Annotated in this window: 1 protein-coding gene; it reads left to right on the top strand. The window is 37.7% G+C overall.

Going from position 1 to position 1,315, the window contains the following annotated elements:
* Positions 1-130: 130 nt before the first annotated feature.
* Positions 131-1,300 carry an IS4 family transposase gene (locus D0T87_RS23550; RefSeq protein ID WP_163178598.1) on the top strand — a complete coding sequence of 390 codons (1,170 nt, stop codon included), beginning with the start codon at positions 131-133 and terminating at the stop codon, positions 1,298-1,300.
* The last annotated feature ends 15 nt before the right edge of the window (positions 1,301-1,315 follow it).

Here is a 1,315-nt window from a genome sequence, read left to right as displayed (position 1 = left end):
TCACTAGTGGGCACTAAAAAATAAAAATCGTTCTTTGAAATGTTTTGTATATCGTGGTTTCAGAAGATTTTCGTTGCGTGACGATTTGAATTGACTTCTGTATTTTTAGCTTTGCCCAAAAGCTGAAAATATGAATCAAGGCAAATATATCTTCGCTCAACTTACAGATTTCCTTCCTCGTAGGCAGTTTGACAACATCGTTGAAAGGTACTCGGGGAATAAATATGTGAGAAGCTTTACCTGCTGGAATCAAATGCTCTGTATGATCTTCGGGCAGTTAACTGCACGAGAAAGCATGCGTGACTTGATGTTAGCTTTGGAAGCTCATGGGTCCAAATGTTATCATTTGGGGTTTGGTTCTACTGTTACTCGCACCAATCTAGGTAAAGCTAACCGCAATCGTAATTGCAAAATCTTTGAGGAGTTTGCCTATTTGTTGATAGAAAATGCCCGTAAGAGCTACTACAAAGATGATTTCGAGATAGCCATCCAAGGTAATGTTTATGCCTTTGACTCCTCCACCATAGATTTATGTTTAAGTGTCTTTTGGTGGGCTGAATTCAGGAAGCATAAAGGCGGTATTAAGTTGCATACCCTATATGATATGAAGACCTCTGTTCCCAGTTTTATCCTAATTACGCCTGCAAAAATGCATGATGTTAATGCGATGGACTGGCTTCATTATGAGAGTGGAAGCTTCTATATCTTTGATAGAGGATATGTTGACTTCTCTCGTTTGTATCGAATAGATCAGTCTGAAGCATGGTTTGTTATACGTAGCAAAGATAATCTACAGTTTAAAAGAATGTACTCAAACAAAGTAGATAAGTCCACAGGAATCCGTTATGATCAGATAGGTAAACTCATTACGCCAAAATCCTTGAAAGATTACCCGGACAAAATCCGAAAGATTACTTTCTATGATGCTGAGCAAGATCGGGTATTTGTTTTTATCACTAACAACTTCGAACTTCAGGCAACAGAAATAGCACTCTTATACAAGAAAAGATGGACGGTGGAGTTGTTCTTTAAATGGATTAAGCAGCATTTACGTATCAAATCATTTTGGGGTACAACCATGAACGCTGTAAAAATACAGGTTTATTGTGCGCTCATTACTTACTGCCTGGTGGCTATTGTTGCTAACAAATTGAAAGTTGAGCGGCCAATCTACGAAATTCTACAGATTCTGGGAATATCTCTACTGGATAAGACAGCTGTAAATGAGATACTTACTGAACACGATTACAAAAATGTCAAAGAACTAAATTATAAACAATTGAAAATCAGCTGGGAATAAGTGCCCAGCAATGAT

The sequence above is a fragment of the Bacteroides sp. 51 genome (assembly GCF_010500965.1).
Classification (GTDB): Bacteria; Bacteroidota; Bacteroidia; order Bacteroidales; family Bacteroidaceae; genus Bacteroides.
This window is presented reverse-complemented; position numbering and strand designations above follow the sequence as displayed.

Bases quoted from the DNA above. Each gene is read 5' to 3' on its own strand.
- D0T87_RS23550 (WP_163178598.1), top strand. From the start codon at position 131: ATGAATCAAGGCAAATATATCTTCGCTCAACTTACAGATTTCCTTCCT.